At 42.9% G+C, this 26,246-nt stretch carries 22 protein-coding genes; 17 read left to right on the top strand and 5 right to left on the bottom strand.

Going from position 1 to position 26,246, the window contains the following annotated elements; translation table 11 throughout:
* The first annotated feature begins 40 nt into the window (after positions 1-40).
* From gndA to ACR32F_RS18615, 4 genes are all read left to right on the top strand, one after another.
* Entirely contained in the window at positions 41-1,459 is a 1,419-nt protein-coding gene (gndA, locus tag ACR32F_RS18630; RefSeq protein ID WP_440109536.1) for an NADP-dependent phosphogluconate dehydrogenase, read from the top strand.
* Positions 1,460-1,756: 297 nt separating this feature from the next.
* Positions 1,757-2,860: a metallophosphoesterase gene (locus ACR32F_RS18625; protein WP_440109534.1), complete on the top strand. Its 1,104-nt coding sequence runs from the start codon at positions 1,757-1,759 to the stop codon at positions 2,858-2,860.
* Between the two features lie 841 nt (positions 2,861-3,701).
* Positions 3,702-4,772, top strand: a complete 1,071-nt coding sequence (locus tag ACR32F_RS18620; protein ID WP_440109532.1) for a hypothetical protein — start codon at positions 3,702-3,704, stop codon at positions 4,770-4,772.
* Positions 4,773-4,892: 120 nt separating this feature from the next.
* Positions 4,893-5,432: a YfiT family bacillithiol transferase gene (locus ACR32F_RS18615; RefSeq protein WP_440109530.1), complete on the top strand. Its 540-nt coding sequence runs from the start codon at positions 4,893-4,895 to the stop codon at positions 5,430-5,432.
* Positions 5,433-5,734: 302 nt separating this feature from the next.
* On the opposite strand, the gene ACR32F_RS18610 is transcribed toward ACR32F_RS18615, so the two are convergent.
* Both ACR32F_RS18610 and ACR32F_RS18605 read right to left on the bottom strand, forming a co-directional pair.
* Positions 5,735-6,430 (bottom strand): hypothetical protein, encoded by a 696-nt coding sequence (locus ACR32F_RS18610; RefSeq protein WP_440109528.1) that lies wholly within the window; start codon positions 6,428-6,430, stop codon positions 5,735-5,737.
* Positions 6,431-6,518: 88 nt separating this feature from the next.
* Entirely contained in the window at positions 6,519-6,659 is a 141-nt protein-coding gene (locus ACR32F_RS18605) for a hypothetical protein (protein ID WP_440109526.1), read from the bottom strand.
* 298 nt (positions 6,660-6,957) lie between these two features.
* On the opposite strand from ACR32F_RS18605, the gene ACR32F_RS18600 reads away from it, so the two are divergent.
* Complete coding sequence (locus ACR32F_RS18600) at positions 6,958-7,524, top strand: 5' nucleotidase, NT5C type (protein WP_440109524.1); 567 nt, start codon at positions 6,958-6,960, stop codon at positions 7,522-7,524.
* A gap of 201 nt (positions 7,525-7,725) precedes the next feature.
* On the opposite strand, the gene ACR32F_RS18595 is transcribed toward ACR32F_RS18600, so the two are convergent.
* Positions 7,726-8,595: a helix-turn-helix domain-containing protein gene (locus ACR32F_RS18595; protein ID WP_440109522.1), complete on the bottom strand. Its 870-nt coding sequence runs from the start codon at positions 8,593-8,595 to the stop codon at positions 7,726-7,728.
* A gap of 136 nt (positions 8,596-8,731) precedes the next feature.
* Between ACR32F_RS18595 and ACR32F_RS18590 the strand changes: the two genes are divergently transcribed.
* The 4 genes from ACR32F_RS18590 to ACR32F_RS18575 all read left to right on the top strand — a co-directional run bounded on the left by ACR32F_RS18590 (position 8,732) and on the right by ACR32F_RS18575 (position 13,787).
* Positions 8,732-11,416, top strand: coding sequence for a family 78 glycoside hydrolase catalytic domain (locus ACR32F_RS18590; RefSeq protein ID WP_440109520.1), 2,685 nt, complete (start codon positions 8,732-8,734; stop codon positions 11,414-11,416).
* 149 nt (positions 11,417-11,565) lie between these two features.
* Entirely contained in the window at positions 11,566-12,021 is a 456-nt protein-coding gene (locus tag ACR32F_RS18585) for a putative immunity protein (RefSeq protein ID WP_440109518.1), read from the top strand.
* A gap of 1 nt (position 12,022) precedes the next feature.
* Positions 12,023-12,559, top strand: coding sequence for a GNAT family N-acetyltransferase (locus ACR32F_RS18580; RefSeq protein ID WP_440109517.1), 537 nt, complete (start codon positions 12,023-12,025; stop codon positions 12,557-12,559).
* 139 nt (positions 12,560-12,698) lie between these two features.
* A complete protein-coding gene (locus tag ACR32F_RS18575) occupies positions 12,699-13,787 on the top strand; it encodes an acyltransferase (protein ID WP_440109515.1) in 1,089 nt (362 codons plus the stop codon).
* A 351-nt stretch (positions 13,788-14,138) separates the two neighbouring features.
* On the opposite strand, the gene ACR32F_RS18570 is transcribed toward ACR32F_RS18575, so the two are convergent.
* A complete protein-coding gene (locus ACR32F_RS18570; protein WP_440109513.1) occupies positions 14,139-15,083 on the bottom strand; it encodes a hypothetical protein in 945 nt (314 codons plus the stop codon).
* A 759-nt stretch (positions 15,084-15,842) separates the two neighbouring features.
* Here ACR32F_RS18570 and licT point away from each other — a divergent pair.
* From licT to ACR32F_RS18550, 4 genes are all read left to right on the top strand, one after another.
* Positions 15,843-16,682: a BglG family transcription antiterminator LicT gene (licT, locus tag ACR32F_RS18565; RefSeq protein ID WP_440109511.1), complete on the top strand. Its 840-nt coding sequence runs from the start codon at positions 15,843-15,845 to the stop codon at positions 16,680-16,682.
* Positions 16,683-17,038: 356 nt separating this feature from the next.
* Entirely contained in the window at positions 17,039-18,952 is a 1,914-nt protein-coding gene (locus ACR32F_RS18560) for a beta-glucoside-specific PTS transporter subunit IIABC (protein ID WP_440109509.1), read from the top strand.
* Positions 18,953-18,986: 34 nt separating this feature from the next.
* Entirely contained in the window at positions 18,987-20,429 is a 1,443-nt protein-coding gene (locus ACR32F_RS18555; RefSeq protein ID WP_440109507.1) for a 6-phospho-beta-glucosidase, read from the top strand.
* 313 nt (positions 20,430-20,742) lie between these two features.
* A complete protein-coding gene (locus tag ACR32F_RS18550; RefSeq protein ID WP_440109505.1) occupies positions 20,743-21,141 on the top strand; it encodes a RidA family protein in 399 nt (132 codons plus the stop codon).
* A 119-nt stretch (positions 21,142-21,260) separates the two neighbouring features.
* Here ACR32F_RS18550 and ACR32F_RS18545 read toward each other — a convergent pair whose 3' ends face one another.
* Positions 21,261-22,421 carry a S8 family peptidase gene (locus ACR32F_RS18545; RefSeq protein WP_440109503.1) on the bottom strand — a complete coding sequence of 387 codons (1,161 nt, stop codon included), beginning with the start codon at positions 22,419-22,421 and terminating at the stop codon, positions 21,261-21,263.
* Between the two features lie 212 nt (positions 22,422-22,633).
* Here ACR32F_RS18545 and ACR32F_RS18540 point away from each other — a divergent pair, with 212 nt between their 5' ends.
* From ACR32F_RS18540 to ACR32F_RS18525, 4 genes are all read left to right on the top strand, one after another.
* On the top strand, positions 22,634-23,164 hold the full coding sequence (locus ACR32F_RS18540; protein WP_440109501.1) for a GNAT family N-acetyltransferase: 531 nt from the start codon (positions 22,634-22,636) through the stop codon (positions 23,162-23,164).
* Between the two features lie 320 nt (positions 23,165-23,484).
* Positions 23,485-24,339, top strand: coding sequence for a Cof-type HAD-IIB family hydrolase (locus ACR32F_RS18535; RefSeq protein WP_440109499.1), 855 nt, complete (start codon positions 23,485-23,487; stop codon positions 24,337-24,339).
* Positions 24,340-24,530: 191 nt separating this feature from the next.
* Entirely contained in the window at positions 24,531-25,796 is a 1,266-nt protein-coding gene (locus ACR32F_RS18530; RefSeq protein WP_440109497.1) for a YVTN family beta-propeller repeat-containing protein, read from the top strand.
* Between the two features lie 18 nt (positions 25,797-25,814).
* Positions 25,815-26,054, top strand: a complete 240-nt coding sequence (locus ACR32F_RS18525) for a hypothetical protein (RefSeq protein ID WP_440109495.1) — start codon at positions 25,815-25,817, stop codon at positions 26,052-26,054.
* Positions 26,055-26,246: the final 192 nt, after the last annotated feature.

The raw sequence follows: 26,246 nt of genomic DNA, 5'->3' as shown, positions 1-26,246 counted from the left end.
TATAAATACGATATAAAACATGGACTATCGGGAGGACATAATGAGTAAACAACAGATTGGTGTTATTGGATTAGCAGTAATGGGCAAAAACCTGGCTTTGAATATCGAAAGCAAAGGTTTCTCGGTAGCGGTATTTAACCGTTCCCCAGAGAAAACGAATGACCTTCTGAAAGAAGCTGAAGGCAAAAACCTGACAGGAGCGTTCTCGATCGAAGAGTTCGTGGCATCGCTGGAATCCCCACGCAAAATTTTGATTATGGTGCAAGCGGGTAAAGCGACTGATGCAACGATTGAGCAACTGCTTCCTCATCTGGATAAAGGCGATATTATTATCGATGGAGGTAATGCCTACTTCCCTGACACCCAACGTCGCAGCAAAGAGCTGGAAGCCAAAGGGTTCCGTTTCGTTGGTGCAGGTGTATCCGGGGGTGAAGAAGGCGCACTGAAAGGACCGGCGATCATGCCAGGTGGACAGGAAAGTGCGTACGAACTGATTGAACCGATTCTGACAGCCATCTCAGCGAAGGTTGGCGACGATGCTTGCAGCACTTATATCGGACCAGATGGTGCCGGACACTATGTAAAAATGGTGCATAACGGTATTGAATACGGAGATATGCAACTGATCGGTGAAGCTTATCACTTGCTCAAATCCGTATTGAACGTTTCCGTTGAGGAATTGCACGAGATCTTCACGGAGTGGAACCAGGGTGAGCTGGATAGCTACCTGATCGAAATTACGGCGGATATCTTCTCCAAATATGATCCAGAAACCGGCAAACCGATGGTTGACGTCATTTTGGATGCTGCTGGACAAAAAGGAACAGGCAAATGGACAAGCCAAAGTGCGCTCGATCTCGGCGTACCACTGTCCATGATTACGGAATCCGTATTCTCCCGTTTCCTGTCTGCCATGAAAGACGAGCGTGTGGCGGCCAGCAAAATCCTGAATGGACCGGCTACCGAGGCGTTCTCTGGCGACAAAAAAGCATTTATTGAGAATGTGCGTAAAGCACTGTTCGCAAGTAAAATCGTATCCTACGCTCAAGGATTTGCCCAAATGCGTGCGGCATCCGACGAGTATGGCTGGGATCTGAAATACGGCAACATTGCTATGATCTTCCGCGGTGGTTGCATCATTCGTTCACAGTTCCTGCAAAACATCAAGGAAGCGTATGACAAGGATGCAGAACTGAAAAACCTGCTGCTTGATCCGTACTTCCAAAATATTGTTGAATCTTATCAAGGTGCATGGCGTGAAGTCATTTCTGCTGCGGTAACCCAAGGAATTCCAGTTCCTGGCTTCTCCAGCGCACTCTCTTACTACGATAGCTACCGTACAGAGCGTTTGCCAGCTAACCTGCTGCAAGCACAACGTGACTACTTCGGTGCTCACACATTCAAGCGTGTGGACAAAGAAGGTTCATTCCACTTCCAGTGGATGGACACTAACGAATAAGTTGTAATTTCGATTACGATCAAGCAGCATCCCTGCGGTCGTTCATGATGAAATTCATTCATGAGCGGACGCAGGGATGTTTTAGTGTTCTCACAAAAAATGGTCTTCTGTTTGTGACTTGTCCCCTTATTCGTAATGGTTAGAATTTAAGTATCACCAAATTGTAATAAAATGTACGAATCTGGTTAATGGAAACAGATGATCTGACCTTTGAACTACGTTATACTTGTTCAGACGGTCATAAATCCGTTTTGAGAATTCAGAATACAACTTATTGACGTGGAGGTTAACCGGGGCATGTTTGTATTAGTAGGTATATTGTTTTTGGTTGTATACAGTTTATTAGTGTTCTACATAGGGTGGAGCGGCTGGAGTTGGATGAAACCTGTCGTGTCAGCCAGATTCCGTTGGTTCTATATTATAGCGCTTGTATTTCTCGCCATCTCATTCATTCTGGCACGAATGTTTGGAAGCTTTTCCTTTCTAAGTATCATCGGTTCATACTGGCTGGCGATCTTTTCGTTGTTGTTATTGATCTTGCCAGTTGTTCATCTCACATTATGGTTACTAAAGTTGACACGGATTCCAAGACATCATGCGCATAAGTGGGCAGGGGTTGTTACACTTGTGCTGCTGCTCTCAACGATGGGTTATGGAGTTTATAACGCCTATAGCCCAGTAGTCAGAGAATACAACATTCATATTGATAAAAAAGTGGAAGGTGTAGATAAGCTCAACATTGTGATGGCTGCGGATATGCACTTTGGCCTGTTGTCCGGTCCTGCCCATGCGAAACGCATGGTGGAGGAAATTAACGCACTGAAGCCGGATCTGGTGCTGTATCCTGGAGATATTATTGACGACAATCTGGAGATGTACCGCAAGAGTGGCATTGCGGACATTATCAGTGACATTCAGGCCCCTTACGGTGTCTATGCTTCTCTTGGCAATCATGACAAGTTCGACGGACCGATCGAAGATCTGATTGCAGCTCTGGAGCAGAGCAATATGCAAGTTCTGTACGATGACAAGATTACGTTGGATGATAAGATTACTTTGATTGGGCGCAAAGACCGCACAGAGAAAGATCGGGCAGAAGTGGCCACATTGATGCAAGATACGGACTTGAGCAAGCCGGTGCTTATGATGGATCACCAGCCTTATGATCTGGATATTGCAGAGCAGAACAATGTAGACCTGGTTGTGTCCGGTCACACCCATCGTGGGCAGATTGCACCCGCTCAGTTCATTACACAGGCTATCTACGAGAATGATTGGGGTTATCTGCAAAAGGGCTCTATGCATTCCATCGTGACCTCAGGATTTGGTTTCTGGGGACCTCCGATTCGCACAAGCAGTCGTTCGGAGATTGTACAGATTAATGTAACATTCCAGCAGTGATAGAAGGCTTGGAAATGACCTGGTGAGGAGGGTTGAGGAATGGAAATGTTTAATTCCTAATGGATACCTTGCCTCCTTACCTGGATAGAGACGTCACAAAAGCGTTTTTTCTCCTTGGAGATCTTCTACGTGGTGTCATAATTAATGAGAGTGTTATCATATTTAGTAGGAAAACTTTTGCATAATTACTGATAAGTATATTTTTATGCATTTATGTAGATTTATTGAATTAGTTGTAAGATTATGGGTATTTTTGAAGAATGGAATTGAATTGTAGATAAAGGGTAACAAAGTCTGAAGCAGTATTTTTATCAGATATGTAACGCTGGGGGACGGTGCCGCACGGATATCAACGTGGCGCCGTCCTCTATCTTTATCCGAGATAGAAAGTGAAATACATAATGTGAAAAAAACGGAAATTCATGACCCGTATATTCTTACCATTTCGTTCTCATCCAGCGTCACGTCTGTGCTTAAACTGGCAAGTTGAAACAAAGGGTTACACACCTTTCTTGTTCATGGTTGTTCGAGAATTCCATGATTCCAAACAAGCGAGGTGTTTTTTTGTTGAAAAAAATAGCTGCGTTGAATTCTTCTTACGCCTCCATGGGGTTAGGGCGATATTCTAGGCGCGAAAGGTTGAGTTTTCAGTTTTTTTGTTGAGTTTTTATGAATAAATATGGTATCTTTTCTTTTATGAGTGATTTAACACTTTAATTTTACATGTAAATAAAATACATATTGTATATTTATACAAAATAAAACGCTTTATTCCCGGAGTTATATTTGTTCGGTATTCATTAGTTTACATAATACAAACTAAGTAGGGGTGAATCCAATTATGAGTTTAATTCTTCCGATGAACTATCCTGTTGTTACTTGCTATCCAAATCATTCAAATCTATTATCTGTTATTTCGCAAAACGAAAGATATGTAGATTGGTTTTTGGATAATTATATCCAACTACTAGCAAACAAGGATGAATATAAAAGGAACATTCTGAGACTCGACTTCTATACAAATGATTTATGGAAAACCTGCCCGTTTGTTCAGATTCAACAAATATCTCGAAAAACTATAGCGAAGAAGTATGATAATATAATAGATTTCTTTCGAGACAGTATAAGAGAGCAGAGTTATGTATATGTGTTAGTTGATAAATATTATATTTCAAAATATCAAAACTCCTATAAGAAAAATCACTATGTACATGACATATTTTTATATGGTTTTGATAATGACAAGGAAGTTTTTTATGCAGCGGATAATTTTGCTGGAGGCAAATATAGCTACGAAACAATTAAATTTAGTGAATCGACTGACGCCTACAATCACGTCGGAATTTTAAATTTGGAGGACTGGTTGGAGGGAATTCAGTTAGTTACATATAGAGAGAAAAATAATTTTTGGGGCCTTACACATTATTATAAGTTTGATATTGATAAGTTGATCATTGAGCTCAGTGATTACTTAACATCCTTTAAGACAGTTAAAAGATATGGTCATGCATACTATCAATGGATGCTACATGCAGCCGATTATGCTTTTGGGTTGGAAGTATATGATGTAATCATTAATTATTTGAATGCTACATCTGATTTAAATGACTTAAGACCACTCTTTGTTTTATGGGAACATAAGAAAGTTATGTTATTACGAATTAAGTATCTTGAAGAAAATAAATTCATTCATACTGTCTTGTCAACAGGTTACATCAAAATTGAACAAGAAACAAAAATATTAATGGGATTATATTTAAAATATTTGTTAACAAGAGAAGAAAAGATACGTCAACGTATTATAAGTAAACTATCAGCTGTAAGACAGGAGGAAGAAGTAATTCTAAGAAATTTATTAAACCTACTAAAGACTTCAAATGCTGATCAATTGACAACCGATAAGGTTAATTAAACAAATTTATAGAAGAAGGGCTTAATTTACTTGATAATACACTTTGGGACGGTATTAGTGCAGCCCATGTAATAATGTCGTCGGTTTCTGAAATAATATGAGTGGAAGGATCAATGCTGTATGTATGACAATATTCGTTACCCTTTGGGGCAATTCAAATTGGCAGTACAAAATCCAACATCAGAAGAACGGGATAAATGGATCAATGATATTGGTGAGATGCCAAAAATTCTAAGATATACTGTACAAGGTCTTTCTATGGAACAGTTGCAAATACCGTATCGTCAAGGCGGTTGGACAATCAAACAAATTGTTCATCACTTAGCCGATAATAATATGAATGCCTATATTCGTTTCAAGAAAGCCTTAACGGAGGATAATCCAACATCTACGACGTACAGGGAGGACTTATGGGCAGAATTGTTTGATTATAAAGATGAACCAATCGATACTTCATTGATACTCATTGAAGCACTTCACAGTCGCTTTATAACGTTACTTCGCTCATTAAGCACAGTTGAATTCTCAAAGCAATTAACAAGTCCGACTCATGGAATCATGAGCTTAAATGTCGCAACACAAAGATATGTCTGGCATGGGCAACATCATATTGCACAAATAAACCAATTTAAAAATCGAATGGGTTGGTTGTCTATATAAATTGAACTAAAGAAAATTTACACTTGCCACTACGATGACAGAACAACCTTCCAATCGCTGTTATCCCTAGATTTTTTAAACTCCTTTTTATAAGGGAAAATCCAGGGATAAAGGCGAACGCTCCGCTTTTTCAGGTTATTTCTGTCCTCTCCGTTCTCGTGTAAATGTTTAGTTCAATTTATATAGTTAACAAACGGAAAAACATTTCTACAATGTATTCTCTAATAGTTATAATAAACTGACCTACATAATTAGACGCTAAAATCGACATTATCTCATTCCAACTTTAAAGCCTTCAATTATTATAGTAACCATACAGACCTACAGGTATTTTCGTTTACCATCAAGCTAAAAACAGCTAATATCTTGTCACCTTTTTTATTGATTGTGATTGTGCCAACAAGGGTCGGAGCTCCTTTCTTCATAAACGTGTATTCGTTATCTTTGATACTAACTGCATACCCCTTTAAGTTCATTCCAAATATGGATTTTGCTTTAGGCGTAACGATGGATAGTGCTTTGCTTTTACTAAGCTTGGGTTTGGCAAAAGATCGATTGAAATCAGCGTGGTCGTTCCAATCTATGCCGAATTCGTTCGTGACCTTCCATACTTTACCTGAGCTGCTGCCGATATATACATGGTTCATATTGATGTCATCGCGATATTTCCATAACGCATCTTTTCCTTTTTTGGTGAGCTGTACGTAATCAAAGGGGAGGATTGGTTGAATTCCAAGTGTGTTGAGTGATTTTCGAGCTTTGTTGGTCAGCGCAGCCTGGACGTCTTTTATTTTATAATTCATACTTGCCGAAATTTGATTTTTATTATCCAGGTCCATGTACAGACTTTGATTCGGGCCCCAGATGACCCAATAATTTTTGAGCCCGTCTTCATTCACCAGATCTTTAACACGCCAAAGAGCTTCCGGTTCGAATTTTTGGTTTTTATCAAATGTTTTCAGGAACGTCGCTATTTTTAAGCGCAAAGCATTATCCATCACTTTGTTTATGTCAACGACATTATAAACGAGGATTGTTGAGATGACACGTCCTTTCTGGGCATCGTAGGTTTGAAAGGAATCAGCATTAGCGGTTCCATTTACAGTTCCGTTTACGATCCCATTTGCCCAAAGACGTATCTGCTATCGTAAAATGAATCTTTTGTTTTCCCGTCAATTCAGTTATGGCATCGGTCAAACGTTTCACTACATTCGGATTCAGATTCAAGGTGGCTTGTGTCTCCTGAATCACTGAGGAGGCTGTTTGCTGTGTTGCTGATATGGGAGTTGCGGATTAAATCAATGTCATGGCTGCGATGGCTGCGGTAATGGAAGTGATTCTTTTCAAAGTGAATTCCTCCTGTTTGCTTTTGAGTTATCATATAAATATTAAACCTTACATCAATTTTAAACGTCGAATAAAAGGAAAATGTTGCATAAGAATATGATGATTGGACTCAAACTAAAAGGGGTGGCTTCATGACTTCCAGGATGGTATACTGTGTTCGTATTGGGGAGGGGTAACCATGAAGAAGCCTATTATTGCTGTAGATATGGATGACACGATATGTCATCTGGTCCAGCGAGCGATTTATCATAACAACATCAACTTCCCAACCCATCCGCTACGCTATGAGGATATGATCCACTGGGATACAACCCACATGCGTCATCCGGATAGCACCCATGATGTATTTTATGGTCGGCCGGGTCTGTTTGAGGAGTTGGAAGTGTACGATGAGTATGTTGTAGAAGAGATGAAGAAGCTGAATGATGCCTATGATGTTATTGTTGTGACGGCAGCGGAACCGAGAACGGTTGTTGAGAAGTGGAACTGGCTTCAGCAGCACATGCCTTTTATATCGGCAGAACAGTTTATTACGTGCAAAAGAAAGAATTTGCTCGGCTTCGATCTTTTGATTGACGATGGAGCACATAATCTGATCCCTGCGCTGAACGATGGCAAAAAAGTGATCTGTATCCCCCATCCATGGAACGTGAATGAACGGGAGCAGTACAAGTTTCCTTTAATGTCATCCTGGGAAGGTGCCAAGGAATACATAGATGACCTTATACAGACGGTGCATGTATAGATCATTTGGAGCAAACATTATACGATCACGGTGAGGGCAGAACAAATCTGGAGAGAAGAGGAGCGTTTGCTTTTATCCCCGGATTTTCCCTTCTATAATAAGAGATTCAAAGAAATCTGGAGGATAACAGCCGTCGGAAGATGGTCTGGCGGCGCAGTGCTCCAGTGTAAAAAGCTTCGTAAATGATGGCTGTCGAGGGCATCATACTCTGGATTTTCTACGGTAAACAAGAGGGGTCTCTCCCGTAATTCTTCTGAATACGGCGTGAAATGAGTCGACATCTTGGTACCCAACCTGTTCTGCAATAAAGCTGACTTTTTGTTGTGAACTCTTTAGGAGTTCACAGCTTTTTTGTATGCGCAGATGCTGAAGATACGAACCAAATGTCTGCCCGGTATGACGAAGAAACATCCTTCCAATATGCTTTTCGCTCCATCTGGAGAACTTGACCAAATCATTCAGACGTATTCGTTCATGGATGTGCTGGTCTAAATAATAGAGGATATGCTCAAAATCAGTTGGTCGACCCTGTTCAAAATGGATGTCCTGGTGCAGCTGCCGGTAGGTAGTGACGACCAGCTGGCTTACGAGTGTGTATAACATAGTAGAAGATCCTATACCGGGTACGGAGGATTCGCGGTACAGCTTCACCATAAGCTCCTCAATGTGTGGACCGGTATTTGTAATGGACACATAAGGAATTTGATTTTTAGCCAAATCAGTCCAATGATCTCTAATCTCTTGCTCATGGATGATGAAGGACAGTGTAAGCATCAGCTCCGAATTGAAAAGACAATTATATAGTATCAACGGATGTTCAGAGTTGTTCGAAGTTGCCGGACGAAAAACGTGAGGGACACCGACGGGAATGACAAAAAGCATCCCTTTGTGAACAGGAATAATATCTTCCCCAATATGGTGAAATCCCTTTCCCTCTGCAACATAGCTGTATTCAACGAAATCGTGAGTATGAAAAGGCAGATCGAAATTTTCAGAGCAACGGTTCACGAAGAGCTTCAAATTATTTTGTAAAAAGGACTCACTCTTGAAAAGCTGGATGGAAGGATTCACAGGTTAACCTCCTCGCTTTGATGGCTGGATCACCGGGTTAAACAGTCCTTATTACCGGGTATTTCCGATCACAGGATCGATATAATTATATCGTAACCCGGAACGGTAAAACCATGATGGAAAGGATGTTTTGCTGATGCTTAGTGTTCATCATCTTCGCTGTGAGTATAGAATCAATCCGCTTGGTCTGGATGTGAAATCGCCAAGATTAAGCTGGCAGCTGCAATCGGATCGCCGAAACTGTATACAATCCGTTTATCAGATTCAGCTATCTCTGAAGGAAGGGTTTGACCAGATGGTATGGGATTCCGGCGAGCAAAGCTCAGATCAATCCATACATGTTGAACTGGAGCATTTTGAACCAGAGCCCCGAACTCGCTATTACTACCGGGTTCGTGCATGGGATGGTGTTGGAGAAGAATCGGATTGGTCCGAAACGGCATACTTCGAGACGGGACTTATGGACAGTGACAATAAGTGGCAAGCCGATTGGATTACTGCCCGTCCCACAGAGGAGAACGATACCTCATGCCCACGTCTTCGCCGACAATTTGAACTGCAACAACCGGTTATTACAGCGAGGATTTATGTGACGGCACTTGGGTTATATGAGCTACATTTGAACAACACAAGAGTGGGAGAAGATTATTTTACACCCGGCTGGACCACGTATCGTAAGCGGTTGCAATATCAAGTCTATGATGTTACGGATTTGCTTCAGACTGGACAAAACATACTCGGTGCATATCTGGGAGATGGCTGGTACAAAGGATATCTCGGCTGGAAGAAAGAGCAGAAAATATACGGAACAACGTCCGCGCTATTACTGGAACTTCATATAGTGTATGCAGATGGTTCGGAGGAACGGATTTTATCAAATGCGGATTGGTCGGCGACTTCAAGTGCCATTTGCATGTCAGACATTTATATGGGGGAGACGTATGATGCCCGCATGGAGTCCGATTGGTCGGATTCATCTCAGGCAAACGGGGCGCAAGTGGAAGTGCTGAAATATTCAAAAGATATTATTGTTGCGCAGGAGAATGTATCGGTCACCAAAGTGGAGCAGCTTCAACCAATCGCCATACGGATAACGCCACAGGGGGACCGGGTAATAGACATGGGTCAGAATATGGTGGGTTGGGTGAAATTCAGTATTCAGGGTGAAGCGGGACAGACCGTCGAGCTGCATCATGCCGAAATATTGGATCATGAGGGTAACTTCTATACCGACAATCTGCGAGGGGCCAAGCAGTGTATCCGATATACGCTGAAGGGTGACGGAGTGGAGACGTATGAGCCGCACTTCACATTCCAGGGATTCCGTTATGTGAAGCTGATCGGCTTCCCGGAACAGGTTCGTCTGGATCATTTCACTGGAGTGGTCTTGCATTCCAATATGGAGCGTACAGGTCAGTTCACTTGCTCCAGCCCACTGGTGAATCAACTGCACCATAATATATTGTGGGGGCAAAAAGGTAATTTTCTTGACGTGCCAACAGACTGCCCGCAGCGGGATGAACGGCTTGGCTGGACCGGGGATGCACAGATGTTTGTGCGCACAGCTTCCTATCTGATGAACACGGCACCGTTTTTCACGAAATGGCTTCGGGATCTGGCAGCCGATCAGGGGGAGGATGGAGGTATTCCCTTCTTCGTTCCTGATCTGAGGAGTTCCACTTCCGAAGGGTGGGGGGATACCAGCCACTCCTCCGCTGCTTGGGGAGATGCGGCAGTAATCTGTCCATGGACTTTATACGAAATGTATGGCGACCGCAGATTGCTGGCTGAACAATATGACAGTATGAAACGATGGGTTCAATATATTCATGCTCAAGGGGACAATCCATATTTGTGGAACACGGGATTTCACTTTGGCGATTGGCTGGGACTTGACTCCAAGCCTGATAGTTATGTTGGCGCAACGGACACGGATTATGTAGCAACCGCATTTTATGCTTATTCTGTTTCTTTAATCAAGAAAACAGCCGATGTGCTTGGGCATACGGAGGACGCGGCTTACTATGAACAGTTACATGACAACGTTGTTCTAGCATTCCGGGATGAATTTGTAACGCCAGCGGGCAAAATAGCTGTACCAACACAGACGGCACATGTACTTGCTTTACACTTTGACCTTCTGGACTCGAAGGATCGAAGCCGCACCATTGATCAGTTAGGGAAGCTGGTTGCGGAAGCTGGCAATCATCTGACCACGGGATTTGTGGGAACACCTTATCTGAATCCTGTGCTTAGCGATGCAGGTCTTCACGACCTGGCGTATACATTACTTTTTCAAGAGGATTATCCGTCCTGGCTATATCAAGTCACACAAGGAGCCACCACGGTCTGGGAACACTGGGATGGGATCAGAGAGGATGGCAGTCTCTGGAGTGCAGATATGAATTCGTTTAATCATTATGCGTATGGAGCTATTGGTGAATGGTTATACCGCTATGTTGCAGGTATTCGTTTGGATGCAAAGCAACCAGGATTCCGAATCGTGCATATTGAGCCGCAGCCAGGGCCGGGACTGGACTGGGTGGAAGCAAGTCTTGACACCCTGTATGGTCAGGTCGCTTCAAGCTGGCACCGACATGAGAATAACGAGATGGAAATCCGGGTGGATATCCCTGCCAATACGAGCGGTACGGTTCGACTTCCAAGAGCAGGTATGCAGACGGTTCTGGAGCAGGGGATACCTGTCGATCAGGTTAGCGAAATTCAGGATATTCGAAACGTTGGGCATGATGTTGAGATCTCATTGGGATCGGGAAGCTACCAGTTCACATATAAGGTACTCGAAGAGAAGAAGGAATAGGCTGTACAGCAGGGGAAATGGACAGAGCCCGTATAATAATAGAATAAGCAGACGATGGATCATGAAGAGGATCTGCACATACGCAGGTCCTTTTTCACACATGTGTAAAGGTGAATTTGGAATTCTTGAGAAATGAAAGGAGCATAAACATGACAGTGCCAGCATTTAAAGATGCACCTGTGCGTCAAGAGATGGAAAATGTGGCTAAGCAAAAGGATCACCACACATTGGCCTATTGGGCTGCGGGATGCGCGGAGCGTGTGTTACATTTATTCGAAGCACAGCAGACGGAGGATCCTCGCGCCCGTGAAGCCATTATCGCAGGACAAGGATGGATACGTGGTGAGATTGCCATGGCTGACGCTCGAAAGGCAGCTTTTGCAGCTCATGCTGCTGCACGAGAATCGGATAATTCGGCAGCTTCGGCTGCAGCTCGTGCGGCGGGACATGCTGCCGCAACCGCTCATGTGAAGGAACATGCGGTGCATGCAGCAACATATGCAGCGAAAGCAGTCTTTTATGGTAGCACTTCGGAGGCACGGGAAACTCGTGTTAGGGAAGAACGGAATTGGCAATATCAATCGCTGATAGGAGGAGGCAAATAACATGGCGAAAGAAAAAGTTAGACTTGTCAAACCATCGGTAGAATATCAGTCAACCTATTTGGCATTTTATGAGGATTGGATCGAAAGTGGAGAATCGATGGTACCCTGGGTGATTGCCAAAGAACCGTATCCATTTGAGGAAATGTTGGCTTCTCTCCAGCGCAGTGAACAAGGAATAGATATTCCAGAGGGATGGGTCAGAGACAGTACATACTGGCTTGTGACGGAGCGTGATAATAACGTTGTTGGAGCCGTGAATATACGGCATGAGCTGAATGAGAAGCTGCTCAACGGCGGAGGGCATATCGGTTACGGAATTCGTCCGGGGGAGCGACACAATGGTTACGGTTCAGAGATCCTCAGGCTGTCTCTGGAGAAAACGAGGGAGCTTGGAATTACCAAAGTACTGGTCGTATGTGACGCGTGTAATGAGCCTTCCAAAAGAGTCATTCTTCGAAATGGTGGCATCCGGGATGAAGACTACATAGAGCCGGATGGTAACGTCGTCGAACGCTTCTGGATAAAATTTGTCGAATAATGAAGAATAATGATTAAATATGACGAAAATAATATCGATTAAGATTGTAATATCCTCGCTTGCTGATTAAAATAAAGCATAGAATCTGGATTGCGGCCGGAAACTATCATCCCATATCAGTCATAAGTGAGGTTTTTTTATGAATCAACCGGTTAATCGGCCCCGGCGCATTGAGTATCTGGATCTTTATCGGGCATTTGCAATCATGGCGGTTGTAGCCATTCATGCCACTTCAACGGCAGTTGCGCATTATCCCAAGCACACGCTACATCACGACTTTTATTATTTTTGGAACAGTTTTCTGCAATTTGCCGTTCCTGCATTTCTGTTCCTGTCCTCGCTGGTTTTGTTCTACAATTACAGTTCCAAGGTAAAGGAAAAGGGCTGGATGCCCGCTTTTTATAAAAAGCGTTTATTCTATGTGTTTGTCCCTTATCTAGCGTGGTCCCTCATCTATTTTACAATCAAACAACTGCTTACAGGTAAAGAACCCTTGGAGCATGCCATTCCGTTTGCCAAGCAATTATTAACGGGAACGGCCCACACACATTTGTACTTTTTTTTGATTATACTTCAGTTTTATGTCGTATTCCCGCTGCTCCTATCGTTAACACGCCATCGTTTATTTAATCGTTACCTACCATTGTTCTTTATTGCGGCACAAGCGATATTTTATGCATTGCATTTGCAGTTTCACTTCGAGCGAATGGGCAGTCTGCTGCCGAGTTATCTGATCGTTATCGGATTTGGCGCATGGATTGGGTTAAACTTTGATCCAGCATTGAAGAAGCTGTATACCTATCGTTATGTGTTAATCGCTGCATTATTGAGCGGAGGGGCCATCTTTATTTATGGAAATGCATATGTTAAATCGACCTTTGCTGAATCTCCGGTGTTCACTTATACGTTGTTGTTTCTTTTCCGTAACCTATTTACCCTCTCAGCCTGTTTACTCTTGCTCATCGTATGTGAACGAATAGGTTCATGGAATAAGAACAGAAACCTTCGGGCAACCCGCATGTTGGACTCTTTGGGGACAGTTGCCTTTGGTATATTCTTGATCCATCCCTTAGTACTGCTATTCTGGAGAAGAGAACTTTCGGTGGAACTCGCCCCGCATTTCAGCATTGGCATTATACTTTCTTATATTGTGGCGATTTTGCTCTCATGGGCCATGGCCATCGGACTGCGACGAATGAATTGGGGATGGGTCCTGATTGGACGTTAAAATTGGATATGATATGAACTGATCAACAGGAGGTTTCAAGCCCTTAAACAACAGGGGATACTTGAAACCTCTTTTTGATTTTGGTCATGCATAACGAGGAGATGTTTGAACCTGGAACCCATGTAAACTTATGAATCTAGGGGTGCTACGCCGCGGGAAATGTTCACTCGCCAGGAGTTGAACAGAGAAGGCCACCAAACGGACCTTCTCCTAGGTCCACGCCAAGGTGGGCCATCAACTCTGGCTTAGCGAAGGCTTGCCCTTGCCGATGCCCTGCCTGCTGAAATCATTCAGCAACAGTTCGAGCGTTTCTTATTCCAGTTGGTACAGGGAGCCCAACCTGTCAATTAATTAGATAATATTTTCCTCAGATTGGGTTATCTCGTATTTCAAAAATTGGTTAAGCATAATCGTTGTTTCTTTTTCGATTCGAGTATAGTTATCCTTAAAAACGGCGGGGAAACGATAGTGTCCTTCCTGTTCAATATATTTAATTTTAAGATTCATGAATTTCTTATGCTCTCTAAGCGTATACACCAAACGTGCATCAATGGTTCGCTGCTTGGAAAGCATCAACTCAAGAATCATTATAAGTTTGTTATAAATCTCCAGTCCAAAGGTTCGATCCGAGTACAGCTTTGGCGTGTAGAAGCTTTTAAAATTCTCCGCCTCATTAATGGAGGTATAATAGTTTTCCATGCATTCCGCAAAATACGAGAGGGAGAATTCATAGATTTTGCCGTCGTGGTACTCCGGGTTAATTTTTAGCAAATGAGTGTAGTTAAGAAAATCTTCATCGATATCGCAATGCTCGAACGCCGTCTTCAAATCATCGTATGAGATGGTTGTTCGAGAATAGTTACGATACTTGAAAAATCCGGCAAGTTGGAACTCCCGAGTTGAGTCATCATATCCGTAGATCATAACCGCATGAGCGAACCGCCGGTATTGATATGAAGGCGTATCGGGGATATAGTATTCGTCAACATGTGTCCAAACGTAATATCCTGAGTCGATTTGATTCTTAATAAACGATACTAGATTGGGAATAGATCCCAGAATGAGATCGCGGTGCAGTCTTTGTGAATCCTTAAACCAGGGGTTAAAGTGATGCTCTGGTGTCTGTACATAGAAATCCAGAAAAATCTCATCATTTTTCCAGTCAGATAAAAACATATTTGTATAGTTGGAGTAAATCCAAGGTTGGCAATCCTTTTTGTCAGAAATAATCGATAGGTAGAAGGCATGTTGAGGGTAGTTCGAAATTAGAGGATCGCAAAGAGGTAACATTTTCATGATTAGAGCTCCTTTCACCAAATGAACTTTTTATACATACTGCAACAAAAATGGGTAAAACTGGTTTATTTATATTTTAAGGGGAATTGGTAATTAATGCAAATATTCAGATGTGAAAGTGACCAAATTTGGCTATGATATGGTAACATTTTCTCGCTGTTTCCTTATGGTCCGATTCTGGCAGGGGCCATTTAAAGACTTCCTTTATATCTAATATTCATTATTCAGACACATTAACCCCTCTCTTGTGGAAGACTTTTTTGCTAAATCATGATCGGAATTTCACATAATTTAAGATGGTTGTAAACTAGATTAGTAGTGAAGAAGTGCAAGCTTCTCGGGATTGAAATGACGTAAGGAAGTATGGGGAGAAACAAAGAAGAAGTTAATTTATATAGACATGTTAAAGTCTGGAGATCCGTTAATGGTGGAAGAGATTGCACTTCTGTTCCTACTCCTTCAAGACAAGTATAATTCCCCGCATATGTCAGCATGCTAAAGGAGTGATGTCTGCCGACATTCGGGAAGTCCAGAACGGATACGAATTAAATGAAAAAAAACACAAAGCAGATAAACTGATTTATATAGACCATGAGAACGCGGTTTATCAGGCTTCAAGCCCAACCGATTTTTATGTTGCATCTTGTAGAAAAATGTAATACCATGAACGCACATATAGTTAACATTGAAGTGAAATGGGCAAGGCCAGGACCTCGTGGAAGGTACGGTTTGCCTTTTTCTGTATATTGGAGTGATGAAGTGAAAATCGAGAAGGTGTTAAACAATAATGCTGTAGTTGCGATCAAGAATGAACGGGAAGTCATTGTCATTGGCCGGGGGATTGCTTTCCAGAAGCGGGCTGGCGATGAGGTGTCGGAGCAGCTTATTGATAAGATCTTTACTTTACAGAATGAAGATATTCAGGAAAATTTCAAGGCATTAATCGCGAGCATACCACTGGAGTACATGAAAGTATCTGAAGAAATCATCGCCTATGCCAAGAGGAAGCTCGGCAAAAATCTTAACGAGAGCATTTATCTTCATCTGACGGATCATATTCATTTTGCCATCGAGCGTTACCGTAACAATCTGCCGATCCGTAATGGATTGTTATGGGAGACCAAGCAGCTCTACAAGGATGAATATGAAGTGGGGCTCGAAGCGTTGAATATGATCTGTGATCAGTTTGGTGTGATCCTACCGGAAGATGAGGCGGGGTTCATGGCACTTCATTTTGTAAATGCGGCACTAAATGAAGAGATGCCTAACATTCGAAGCATGACTCAGGTGATGCAGGAGATTTTGACGATTATCAAATATCATTTCAAAATGGACTTTGATGAGAATGCACTGAACTATTATCGATTTGTGACCCATCTTAAATTCTTCGCTCAACGACTGGTCAAGGGCAAGCATTACAAGAGCAACAATGATGAAGAATTGTTTGATATGATTCAGAAGAAATATCCTGACGCACACAAGTGCTCGGAGAAAATTAAAAAATTTATTGAAAATAACTACACGTATCAACTGACTAACGAAGAACTGATGTATCTAACCATTCATATTGAGCGTGTGGTGCATGCCACATCAGAGTAAAACAAAACAAAATGGGACTTTAGAAAAAACGCTTGCAAAAGATCAAAAGGTATACTATTATGAACTCATAAAGTAAGCGCATTCATCAATCGGCTTGTAACTGTTCAATCAGGCAATGCCGACTACTCTAAGTCAGTAAAGATGGGTTGCAACTTACTTTAAGCTGAAGTTGTAAGGGTATAACAACTAAATACCAATGTGTACAGCCTTACAGGGTTGCAACCGTTAAGGGCAAAACCTGAATTGCTGAATAACACGACTGATTTCCGGATCTTCCGGTACGTTGTGTATGTTCAGTAGTTCAGGTTTTCTTTGTTTCACAAGCATGGGGAGTCTACTTAGAGAGGGAGATTACAATGAGTAACTACGATCAACTAGCCAAAGATATCCTGTCTGGTGTAGGTGGATCTGGGAATGTGAATAGCGTGTTCCATTGCGTAACCAGATTACGTTTTAAACTTAAAGATGAAAGCGTTGCTAAAACAGAGGAGCTTAAAAATCTGCCAGGTGTCATTACCGTAATGCAGAGTGGTGGACAATATCAGGTCGTTATCGGTAATGAAGTGCCAGATGTATATAAAGCAGTTGTTAAAGTGGGGAATCTACCTGCTGAAGGACAGGTTCCAGAGGAACAGGAAAATTCAGGTAACAAGGTGGGATTGTTCAGTCGTTTTATCGACATGATCTCCGGCGTGTTCACTCCGCTATTGGGATTACTTGCAGCAACCGGGATGATTAAAGGTTTTACAGCCATGTTCTTATCGTTTGGATGGGTCGCAGAGACTTCCGGAACATACCAACTGTTGAATGCAACGGGTGACTGTCTGTTCTTCTTCTTCCCGATCTTCCTTGGATATACAGCAATCAAGAAATTTGGAGGTTCACCGTTCCTGGGTATGGCGATTGGTGCATCTCTCGTATATCCGACATTGGCCGGCCTTAAGGCAGGGGATCCACTATACACATTGTTCGCAGGTACATTGTTTGAATCACCAATTCACATTACGTTCCTGGGTATTCCGGTTATCCTGATGACCTATTCAACATCGGTTATTCCGATCATTATCGCTACATTCTTCGCTGTGAAAATTGAAAGATTTTTCAAAAATATTATTCCTAAAGTAGTCAGCACGTTCCTTGTTCCGTTCTTTACTTTGCTTGTTATCGTTCCAGCAACGTTCATTCTGATTGGTCCAGTATCCACTTGGGCCGGCCAGTTAATTGGTGCAGGAGCAACTGGGATCTACGATTTAAGTCCAGTGGTTACAGGTTTGATTATCGGTGGATTATGGCAAGTGTTTGTATTGTTTGGTCTTCACTGGGGACTCGTGCCAGTCATGCTTCTTAACTTGAGTACCTCTGGGGCAGATCCGATAGTTGCAATGTCTTTCGCTGCCTCCTTTGCCCAAATCGGTGCTGTGCTCGCCGTTATGTTGAAAAGTAAAAATACAAAAATAAAATCTTTAGGTATTCCCGCCTTCATCTCGGGCATCTTCGGTGTAACCGAGCCAGCAATTTACGGTGTGACACTTCCACTGAAAAAGCCGTTTATCATGAGCTGTATTGCCGGTGGTATCGGTGGGGGTATCTTGGGATTGGCCGGTTCGAAGTTATACATCTTTGGTGGACTGGGTGTGTTTGGTTTCCCAAGCTTCATTAATAAAGCAACAGGCGTTGATTCCGGATTCTATATGGCTCTGGTTGCATGTGGAATAGCGTTCATCCTTGGTTTTATTCTGACGTACGTGGTTGGATTCAAAGACAAAGTAGAAGCTACACCAGCTCCAGCTCCTGTACTCGATCCAAACCCGAACAACAGATACGAAATCTTCAGCCCAATGGCTGGTGAAGTGGTTCAACTGAAAGAAATTAATGACGTAACGTTTGCAGGAGAGCATATGGGTAAAGGGATTGCGATTCGTCCAACCAATGGTAGAGTGGTATCTCCAATCACGGGTGTCGTTCAAACCGTATATCGTACCAAACACGCCATTGGTCTTGTAAGCGATGATGGTGTAGAGATGCTGATCCATATTGGGCAGGATACGGTAAAGCTGAAAGGTCAACATTTTAAAACTCATGTGAAGGACGGAGATCGTGTTAACGCAGGTGACCTGATTGTTGAGTTTGATCTGCAAGCGATTAAGGATGCAGGGTATGAGACTGTTACACCAATCATTGTCACTAATACTTCGAAATATCTGGACGTTGTAGGTACGAAAGATGCATCCGTTCATGAGAAAGATAAATTGATCACCGTATTAAGCTAATCGAAATTACAGATGGTTTAGGAGGAACTTCTCAATGAATGAAAAGTTTACAGCCTTCCCGGAGAATTTTCTCTGGGGAGGAGCAACCGCAGCGAATCAGCTAGAGGGAGCCTATCTTGAAGGGGGCAAAGGGTTAACTACAGTTGACCTGATTCCCACAGGGGCTAATCGCTTCCCCATTGCCATGGGAAATCTCGATTCATATGAACCAAAAGAAGGGGAGTTCTATCCTTCACATGAAGCTATAGACTTCTATCATCGGTATAAGGAAGATATTGCGTTATTTGCAGAAATGGGTTTCAAGTGCCTCAGGCTCTCCATTGCATGGGCACGAATTTTCCCGAATGGTGATGACGCGGAACCGAATGAGGCTGGGCTTCAATTTTACGATGATGTCTTCAACGAGTTGCTGAAATATAATATCGAACCTGTTGTGACCATCTGCCATTTCGATGTCCCTGTACATCTGGTCGAGACATACGGCGGTTGGAAGAATCGGAAGATGATCGGATTTTTCGAGACCTATTCGAAGACACTCTTCAAGCGTTATAAAGACAAAGTGAAGTACTGGATGACATTTAACGAGATCAACATGCTGCTGCATCTTCCTTACATTGGCGCAGGTATTGTTCTTCAGGATGGTGAAAACAAAGAGCAGGTCCTGTACCAGGCAGCGCACCATGAATTGGTAGCCAGTGCACTTGCGGTTAAGGCTTGTCATGAGATGATCCCCGGCGCACAGATTGGATGTATGCTCGCCGCAGGTATGGTTTATCCTTACACTTCGAATCCGGATGACGTATGGAAGGCAATGGAGAAAGATCGCGAGTCCTTCTTCTTCATCGATGTGCAATCCAAGGGAGCATATCCGGGATATACCAAAAGATTTTTCAGGGAAAATGACATTCAGATTGAAATGCAACCGGAAGATACAGATATCTTGATGCAAAATACGGTCGATTATATCGGTTTTAGCTATTATGCAAGCCGCTGTACAAGTACAGACCCTAAGATTTTGAGAGATTCGACAGAAGGCAATGTATTTGGTTCGGTGAAGAACCCGTATCTTCAAGCATCGGAGTGGGGATGGACGATTGATCCAAAGGGACTTCGAATTACATGCAACCAACTTCATGATCGTTATGGCAAGCCCTTGTTTATTGTAGAAAACGGACTCGGGGCTACAGATGTATTGCTGGAAGATGATAGGGTTGAAGATGACTATCGCATCGAATATTTGAACAGTCACTTTACCGAAATGGCCGAAGCCATTCAAGATGGAGTCGAGATTTTGGGTTACACAAGCTGGGGACCGATTGATCTGGTCAGCGCGGGTACCGGCGAGATGAAGAAACGTTACGGATACATTTATGTAGACCGGAATAATGATGGAACTGGCACACTCCGCAGAGTGAAAAAGAAAAGTTTCCATTGGTACAAAGAGGTTATTGCTAATAATGGTGCACAATATTTCTGATTCAGGGTGTTCGCCGCTTTAGCATAGTCAAAGAGCAGTCTCGTTGACAATGGACTGCTCTTTGCTTATGAGGGATGAATTTGACCCATGTTGTGTTTCTTATATATAATGAAAAAATCAAGAGAATCTTGTCACTTAAGAAGGGAGGAGCATCCAATCATGAAGAAAAAATCACTTGTGTTTATATCCTCGGGATATGGATACTCCACTGCTGTCTTTTTCTAGAATTTATTCCAAGGGTGAAGTCTGTCTAAATTAGGAAGAAAACTAGGGAATAACACAGAAAAATCTTAAGAATGACGAGGTAATCAAAATGAAAAACGACAAAATTACTAGAAAAAATCCATCTAATATGCCAGCCCCTGTAGGAAACTATACGCATATTACAAGAATTCCGAGGAATGCAGAGTTGTTTGTGACTTCGGGTCAAATTGGAGCAGACCGTAGTGGGCACTTTTCAGACAGTCTGAATGAGCAAGTAACAAATACATTCAATAATATCAAAACCGTGTTAGAATCTGAGGGTTTAGATGCTGAACATATTATCAAAGTTAACGTATGGGCAACGGAGAAAATTGATTGGGATTTCTTATATGCCGAGTGGGGACAATTATTTAGTCATGATTATCCTGCGATGACGATTGGATATATTACGGAGTTAGGTCTACCAGAGATTAAAATTGAAATCGAAATTTGGGCAGCAAAAGTTTAAATTTAAATCAATTACATGCAAACCAAGGAGCGTCTAACTTACAGATGCTCCTTGGTTTTTTAATTCGTGAAAAATGGAGAGGGCTATGCTCTGTGTAATCATGATTCAATGTAGGTGTATTATGGCACTTGCAGACTCTGATAGGCATTCAGTCGCCCATAGGTCCAGTAGATACCAGAGCCCGATACAGGATCGGAAGCGAAACACAGGGCATCGCGAATCTGAGCATTGGTTTTGCCGCGGGCGGCGATCAATGCTGCGACTCCAGCTACGTGGGGAGCAGCCATGGACGTCCCACTTAGATAGGCGTATGAACCGCCCAGATATGTGGAGAGGATCGCATCACCGGGGGCAGCCATATCTACCCACGGACCATAGTTCGAAAAGTTTGATTTGAGGTCGGAAGGATTGGTGGAAGCTACCGCAATGACGTTGGGATAAGACGCGGGTACGATTGGAAATGAGGTGTTATCATTCCCTGCTGCGGCGATGATGACTGCTCCCCGATCCCATGCATATTGCACGGCAGCTTGAAGAAAAGCTTCTCCCGTGGGTCCACCGAGGCTCAGGTTAACGACTTGAACACCGTTGTTGGCCGCGTAAACAAGACCGTTTCCGACGTTACCCGTTGTACCTTGTCCATTGTTGTCCAATACACGCAGTGGGACGATGGAAGCGAGGGGGGCCACGCCTGCAATACCAACACTGTTATTGGTTATGGAAGCCGCAATTCCGGCTACATGGGTTCCGTGTCCATTACCATCTTCGGGGATATTGTCGTAATCGACGTAATCGTAACCGGGCAGAATCTTGCCTGCGAGCTCCGGGTGATTCAGCTGTACGCCTGTATCAATGATGGCGATTTTCACCGAGCTGTTACCCTGGGAAATATCCCAGGCAGCGGGAGCATTGATTTTTGGCAGGTTATATTGGTAGGGAAAAAAGGGATCATTTGGAGTAAACGATGACTGGACATAATAGTTGGGTTCAGCATGTTTGATAAGCTCATGATCCTTATAGCACTTTAGAATGCGATGCATTTTCTTTCTTGATTCGACGCGGAGCCAGCCCAGGTCTTCGTACGTTTCGGCTACGCTGCATTTCGCTTTTTTATGCAAAGTGTACATCTCGTCGGCCGTTGTACCTTCTCTGAACTTGATTAACAACTGCCTTGGTGCGTGGGGATGAAACTTTTTGGCTGCACGTTTATCTTCCACGCAGTGATAGACGAGCCCAATGGCCATTAGGATTGCAACAGAAATTCCTAGCCATAACCACATATGTTCTTCCCCCTTGAAATTTGATATTGACACGCCTTATCGTATGCGAACTCTATCAAATCGCGTGGGCACTCTGCTATTTTGGTCAGGAGTTTAGATAGATTGATAGGAAGGGGGGAATTCGGTAGAATTGTAAGTAGAGAGCGAGCTTGTAATTCGAAATGAGTTCGTATGCGGAGCTGAAAACTGGCTCTAATCTTAGGATAAGGAATGTGGGCTTATTGACACAGCTTCAGACGGAACCAAGAGTGATAACTATTCAGGAGTACCAAATGAATGATGCCATTGATTTTGCCATGCGTGTACGCAGAGAAGTGTTTCCTATGATGGATCATACGAGATTACCTGTGGACTTCCAGCAGTTCAAGGAACATTATCTGGACTCCGATGATGCGATCTTTCTTGTCGCAGTCATGGAGGACAACCGAATTGTGGGTTCCATTGGCATCCTGCCATATGATGGACGTATCGAAGCAATCGCAGGAAGATACCCTGCGCAGTCTGCAGCCGAAATAGTAAAATGTTATGTCGATCCTGCGTATCGTAGGTACGGTATTGGTTCACTAATGGTGAAAGAGCTGGAGCGTGTGGTGAGAGAAATGCACTACACAACGTTGTATTTACATACACATCGCTTCTTGCCTGGAGCCGTGGATTTCTGGAAACGTCAGGGATATGTGGTTGTTGTAGAGCAGGACGATGATTGGCAGACGGTGCATATGGACAAGTTGTCATGTAAGTGACCGTTGAAATTATTGAGGAATGGGAAGTATCAGACCCGAAGCAAGGAACGGCAACCGGAAACGGATAACCTAAAATCTTGTATTAAAACAACTTCCAATAAATAGCGGAAATTGCTTTTGCGATGGTATTGGGTGAGAGCGACTTTTGGCTTTGCATAAACAAAACAAGGGAAGTGAGCAGTCAAAACCGGAACAAATGATAGGAGAGATGTATCTGTGTATACAAGTCTGATTGAGAAACTGGAGCATACGGAAGAGATTATATGGATTAGAAATGATTGAACTAACATATGCAAGATACACAATGGGGGCAAATGCAGATGAACACAACGAATCGAAAGATTGTTTTTATTGATATTGATGGCACATTGGTAGATGATGACGGCAGCATTCCGTTGTCTGCACAACAGGCGTGTAAGCAGGCTCGAGAGAATGGACATCTTCTCTATTTATGCACAGGTCGTTCCAAGGCGGAAATCTATGATTCCATCTGGGACGTGGGTTTTGACGGTCTGATTGGTGCTGGTGGTGGTTATGTGGAGCTTGGTCAGGATGTGCTGTATCACAAAAGGGTAACGGCTGAAGATGTTCGTCATATGGTCGATTTCTTCAATGAACACCAGATTGACTTTTATCTGGAATCCAATTCGGCCTTGTACGCAAGCAGCCATCTTCAACCACATCTGGAACGTCGCATCTATGGCGATGTGCAGAATGATCCCGCGGCCCGAGCGAAGAAAGAGCAAAAGCCACATCCATTTATTTCCGGATTGACGTATGGCGAAGCTGATTTATACAAGGATGACGTAAATAAAGTATGTTTTCTGGAAAGTCCTACGGTTCCGTTCGACCGAATTAAGCAGGAGTTTGAAGGCAAATTTGAAGTTATTCAGTGCACCGTGCCGATCTTTGGTGAAGGAAGTGGTGAGCTGATGATCCCTGGCATACACAAAGCCATTGCCATCGCAGATTTGCTGGAACATCTGGACATGTCACGTGAAGATACATTCGCCATCGGAGACGGCATGAATGATGCAGAGATGCTGGAATTCTGTGCCGTCGGGATTGCGATGGGCAATGCGAAGCCAGGTCTGAAAGCCATTGCAGATGATATCACCGGAACGGTCGAAGAGGACGGATTGTACCAAAGCTTTATGAAGTATGGATTGATCTAATCCTCTCTAACCATAAAACCAAGTTGAGACACAAAGACTGGTAATACGCACATCCTTTATCCCAAACCTTATTTTAGACCCTGCATATATTAATTGCAGGGTCTTTATTTTGGTCTAAAAAGATCACTTTTATTTAGTTTAGTGAAGGATTGAAATTAAATCATAACACCTAAGTAGAGGAGATAATCGATATGACCATTCTGTCAACAGGACCTATTGAGAATAATGCCGTCAGTGGTGTTCGCCCAACTCAACAGGTTACAGTTAAAATCGATAACAGGAATTCTCTGGATGGATCTGCTGTCTTAATACAAGGTTTTAACTTGACCTTAACGCGGAGTTTATATGTTAGCGAGCAAATATCCATTGCTCCGGATCAAGTCGTGACAAGGACTTATTTCGCCGATCTTGATGCGTTTGAATTCGTCTTTACAGTAGAAGGTGTGGCTATAGAGCAGACAGAGATTTCCGTGTGGGGCAAAAATGCATCTGGGCAGCTTGTCGCGGCCCATCGATTAGTCTCTTCTGAACTTGAAATGAAGGAAGATAACACATCAGTCAACCGCATTTATGTAGCCAATTTCAACAGTAACGATGTTTCCGTTATTAACGGCGCAACGAATACAGTGATTGCTACCATTCCAGTGGGCACGAATCCTGCGGGGGTGGACATCAATCCGTTAACGAATCGTATTTATGTCGCGAACAGAGGCAGTAATACTATTTCCGTCATTAATGGTGTAACCAACGCGGTAATTGCTTCTGTTCCGGTTGGGAATGAGCCAGGGGACGTAGGGGTCAATATAGCAACCAATGCCGTTTATACAGCAAATTTTAATTCATTGGACATCACTGAAGATGTAACCGTCATTGACGGATTGACCAACACGGTGATTGATGCCATTACTATTCCGGGGCTGAATTTTTTAACTGGAGTAGGTGTCAATTCCTTAACCAATCGGATCTATGCAGCTAATTTTAATTTTGATGCTGTGACTGTGATCGATGGAGTAACCAATACTGTGATTACTACGATACCGGTTCAGGTCAATCCATTCCGTATAGGTGTCAATCCAGCCACCAACCGTATTTATGTATCGAATTTCACCAGTAATACGGTTTCCGTTATTGATGGAGTGACCAATACCGTGATCGATACCATTCCGGTCGGGATTACGCCAGCTGAAGTAGCTGTTAATACTTCGACAAACGCCATTTACGTACCAAATCGAGACACGGATAATGTTTCAGTAATTAGCGGATTAACGAATACCGTGATTGCTACTGTTCTGGTCGGGAATAATCCAAACGGAGCGGGCGCCAATCCGTTAACCAATCGAGTTTATGTAAGCAATCAAGATGACAATACCGTTTCTGTGATTGATGGCGCAACGAATACGGTAATTGATGTCATTCCGGTAGGAGCGCGTCCGTTCGCAGTAGGTGTAAATCCGTAGAAAGGTGAGGTGTTTTGGATGAAAGAAGTTATAACAGCAGAAGACTTAATGGAGCAACTGATAACCATGAACAAAGAGAATTCCGTATGCCAAGTTAGGATTCCAGGTAAGGGGATGTATGCCATTGTATTACAGGACGATTATTCAACTGTACCCGTAATTCAATCTAATCCTTATCCAGATCAAATGTTGAATGATACAGAGAACGAAGTGAGCGAAAAATGGGGATCTAAAATAAATAGAAATCCTTTTCTCTAAGATATGTGGTTAACACACCATTTTAAGTTGACACAGTATTTGCTCTCTTATCTAATGATTCCGGCTATTCATAAAGCGAGCACTTAGGATAATGGAATCGTAAGCCTTGAATAATCAGATAAGAACGAGACAGGCATCTCCTCATTGGAGGTGTCTATTTGCATTAGTATTCAGACTACAGACAAGATCCAG

The organism is Paenibacillus hebaui, from assembly GCF_051934385.1.
GTDB lineage: Bacteria > Bacillota > Bacilli > Paenibacillales > Paenibacillaceae > Paenibacillus.
Note: the sequence above shows the minus strand (reverse complement) of the source record. Positions and strands in the feature narration are given on the sequence as shown.